Raw genomic sequence first — 3,926 nt, 5'->3', positions numbered from 1 at the left:
GAGAGCTGGGCGGGCTCGAAGAGCGCCGCCGGCGCGCCCTCCTCGCCGGGCGCAAGGGGCGTGAACAGCGCCAGCAGCACGAGCACGGCGACCAGTATCATGACGAGGCCCACCGACACGCGCGCCGGCACGCGCTCGCGATCGAAACGGACGAGGAAGCTCGCGCCGATGACGAGCAGGAAGAACGGCAGCAGGTAGGCGCCCAGGCCGAGCGTCAGGTGCAGCGCCGTCGACACGAACGACGTGACCACGGCGCTCGTGGGCATGACGGCCGCCACGAACAGCACGACGGCCGCCACGGCGAACGCGACGCCCGTGATGTCGCGGCGCGTGCGCTCGTCGATGAGGTGCCCGTCTGCGGCGGGGGCTGCCTGGGCGGCCTTCCCACCCCCCTTGCGGGCGCTCTTCTCGGCGGGCGACGCCGCCTTGCCCTTCGGCTTGGCGGAGGAGGACGGTTTCGACTTGTTCGATGCGGGTGCTGACTGACGGGCCACGGCCCAGCTCCTTTTGCTGCGTTTAGGGTGCGTTTCTGGTTCGGTTGCGCGGCCGGAGAGCCGCATGCGCGCGGGCGCATGCGGCCATTATAGCCTAAACCTCGAGCAAGTTCACGATGGCCATGGGGCGCTGCTTCGTGCGCTCCCACAGAAGCGAGAGCAGCGCGTCGCGCGCGGCCTTCTTGAGCTCCTTCTGGCCGCCGCCCTTGCCCAGCTGGCGCTTGAGCGCGTTCTTCACCGTCGAGCGCGCCTCGCGCACGAGGTAGTCGTCGTCGCCGCCCGTGATGCCGTGCATTTCCACCTGCACCTCGCCCACCACGTCCTTGCGCTTGGACGAGATGGCGGCTGCCACCGAGGCGAAGCCCTGCGAGCCGAGCGCGTTGCGCTCGTCGAGCACGTCCTGCGACGTGTCGCCCACCGACAGGCCGTCCACGAACACGATGCCGCTCTGCACGGTCTCGCCGCGCTTCACTCCCCTGCTCGAAAGCTCCAGGCCCTCGCCGTTCTCGCAGATGAACACGTTCTCGGCCGGGACGCCGGTCGCCTCGGCCAGCTTGGCGTGGGCGCGCAGGTGCGTGGCCTCGCCGTGCACGGGCATGAACGCGTTCGGCTGCACGATGGACAGCACCAGCTTCAGCTCCTCGGCGCCGGCGTGGCCGGAGACGTGCACCATGGCGCGCTTCTTGTCGTAGACGTCGGCGCCGATCTTCGCCAGCGAGTTGATGACGCGTGTGACGGCCTTCTCGTTGCCGGGCACGGGCGTGGCCGAGATGATGACGGTGTCGCCCTGCTCCAGGTCGATGGTCTTGTGCTCGCCGTTGGCGATGCGGGCCAGCGCCGAGAGCGGCTCGCCCTGGCTGCCGGTGCACATGATGACCACCTGCTCGGGCGGGATGCCCTTCAGGTCGTAGGCGTCCACGATGTCCTCGTCGGGGATGTTCAGGTAGCCCAGGCGCCGCGCGATGTCGGTGTTCTGGATCATGGAGCGGCCCGTGACCACGACCTTGCGGCCGTTGTCGCGCGCGGCATCACAGATCTGCTGCATGCGGTGGATGTGGCTGGCGAACGAGGCGATGATCACGCGGCCGCGCGCCTGCGAGATGATCTTGCGCAGCTCCTTGCCCACCTCCGCCTCGGAAGGCGTGAAGTTGGGGTTCTGGGCGTTCGTGGAGTCGCTCATCATGAGGTCCACGCCCGTCTTGGAGAACTTGGCGAGCGCGCCGAAGTCGGTGGTCACGCCGTCGATGGGCGTCTGGTCCAGCTTGAAGTCGCCCGTGTGCAGCACGTTTCCGGCCGGGCTCTGGAAGAACACGCCCACCGCGCCCGGGATGGAATGGTTCACGGCGAAGAACTCGGCCGTGAAGCAGCCGAGCTTCACCTGGTCGCCCGGCTTGATCTCGATGAGCTTCGCGTTCTTGATCTTATGCTCGGCGAACTTGCCCTCGATGAGGCCGAGGGTCATCTTCGTGCCGTAGATGGGGATCTGGCGGTCAAGGTCCTTCATGAGGTACGGCAGCGTGCCGGTGTGGTCCTCGTGGCCGTGCGTGATGATGATGCCGCGCAGCTTGTCGGCGTTCTCCAGCACGTAGGTGTAGTCGGGCAGGATGAGGTCGATGCCCGGATGGTCGTCATCGGGGAACATGAGGCCCGCGTCGTCCAGGATCATGTCGCCCTTGCACTCGAACACGGTCATGTTCTTGCCGATGGCATCGAGCCCGCCGAGCGGGATGATCTTGAGCGTGGCGTTCGGGTCCTTCTTCGGCGAGCTGAAGTTGGCGCGGCGCGCGTTCTGCTGGCCGCCCTGCCGCTGCTGGCCCTGCCCCGCCTTCGAGAGCTGGGGACGGCGATGCTCGAGCTGCACGTGCTTGTAGGAGCGCGTCTTCTTCTCGTCGCCGCGCGCGGCGCCCTTGGCGCCGTTGCCGTTGCCCCCGCCGCGGCCGTTGCGGGACTGCTCCTGCGAACGGCGCTCGGAGCGCTGGTTGTTCTGCTGTTCCATAAATACCTTGTCTTTCCGGTCTTGCGCGATCGGGTGCGCATAGACGAAGAGCCGGGGGTCCCGGCTTCGCCTCGGCTCCGCTTCTGCCGCAGCCGCCCGAACGGACGGTCCTGCGGGCAGGGCGCTCCGATAGGGGCGCGCCCGCTCGTCGCGGTTTGTCTTGCAGCGCCGCCCTCGGGGCGACGCAACCTTGCGTTGTCAGTCTCGGACGCGCCTTACGCGTCCAGCACGCCGACTTCCCTCATGATGGCGGCCAAGCGCTCGGACTGCGCGGGGGTCGCGTCCACGAGCGGAAGGCGCACGCCTCCCACCGGGAAGCCCAAGAGCTTGAGCGCCTCTTTCACGAGAATGGGGTTCGACGTTTCGAACAGGCCCTTCATAAGCGGCATGAGCGCCTCGTTCGCGGCCGCGGCCGCTTCCCAGTCGCCCGCCGCGCACAAATCCACGATCTCCTTCATGCGCGCAGGAGCCACGTTGCCGATGGTGGAGATGACGCCGGCGCCGCCCAGGCGCATGATGTCGAACGTGGCGGCGTCGTCGCCCGAGTACACGGCGAAGCCTTCCGGCGCGCCCTCCACGATGGCCTTCACCTGGTCCAGCTTGCCCGACGCCTCCTTGACGGCCACGACGTTGGCGCACTCGCGCGCCAAGCGCAGCGTGGTTTCGGCCTCCATGTTCACCACGCAGCGGCCCGGGATGTTGTACAGGATGATGGGCAGCTCCACCGCGTTCGCGATGGTGCGGAAGTGCTGGTAGATACCCTCTTGCGGGGGCTTGTTGTAGTACGGCACCACGCACATGAAGCCGTCTACGCCAAGCTCCGCCACCTCGCGCGCGAAGTCCACCGTGTCGGCCGTGCAGTTGTCGCCCACGTTCGCGATGACGGGCACGCGGTCGCCCACGGCCTCCACCACGGCGCGGAAGAGCTCGATCTTCTGCGGATAGAACACGGTCGGACTCTCCCCCGTCGTGCCGTTGATGATGAGCGAGTCGCTGCCGCCGTCCACAAGACGCGCGGCGAGAGCCTGGACCTTGTCCACGTCGAGCTCGCGGTTCTCGTCGAACGGGGTGACCATGGCCGGGATCATGCGGCCGAAACGGGGCTCTTGCGACATGCTGACTCCTCATCTCACTGCACGGCGGCGGGCGGATGGCATCCGCCGCGCCGAACCTTGCCTATCGTACAAACGTTTATTATGCCATGTGCGGAAGCTCGCGCCGCGCTCATGCCATGAAGTTCTCCAAACCTACAATCAGGCCCGACCGCTCGCCCACGCTGCGGATGCCCAGCAGCACGCCCGGCATGTAGGACTCGCGGTCCCACGAGTCGTGGCGGATGGAGAGCGTCTGGCCGAGCGAGCCGAACACGACCTCCTGGCTGGCTACGTAGCCCATGGAGCGTATGGAGTGCACCGGCACGCCCTCCACGAGCGCGC

Annotated in this window: 3 protein-coding genes and 1 pseudogene; all 4 read right to left on the bottom strand. The window is 67.6% G+C overall.

The genetic code is table 11. The annotated features are described in order from the left end of the window. Nucleotides 1-494: pseudogene (locus tag GPA_RS01620) on the bottom strand (DNA translocase FtsK); the annotation flags it as partial. Nucleotides 495-588: 94 nt separating this feature from the next. Then, nucleotides 589-2,490: a ribonuclease J gene (locus GPA_RS01615; RefSeq protein WP_015538752.1), complete on the bottom strand. Its 1,902-nt coding sequence runs from the start codon at nucleotides 2,488-2,490 to the stop codon at nucleotides 589-591. A 215-nt stretch (nucleotides 2,491-2,705) separates the two neighbouring features. Continuing rightward, nucleotides 2,706-3,605 (bottom strand): 4-hydroxy-tetrahydrodipicolinate synthase, encoded by a 900-nt coding sequence (gene dapA, locus GPA_RS01610; RefSeq protein ID WP_015538751.1) that lies wholly within the window; start codon nucleotides 3,603-3,605, stop codon nucleotides 2,706-2,708. 109 nt (nucleotides 3,606-3,714) lie between these two features. Further along, nucleotides 3,715-3,926: dihydrodipicolinate reductase C-terminal domain-containing protein (locus GPA_RS01605; RefSeq protein WP_041238769.1), on the bottom strand; the 212-nt coding region annotated here is incomplete at its 5' end.

Source organism: Gordonibacter pamelaeae 7-10-1-b, from assembly GCF_000210055.1.
Lineage (GTDB): Bacteria > Actinomycetota > Coriobacteriia > Coriobacteriales > Eggerthellaceae > Gordonibacter > Gordonibacter pamelaeae.
The sequence above is the reverse complement of the archived record's forward strand: the minus strand, read 5'-3'. Positions and strand labels throughout refer to the sequence as shown.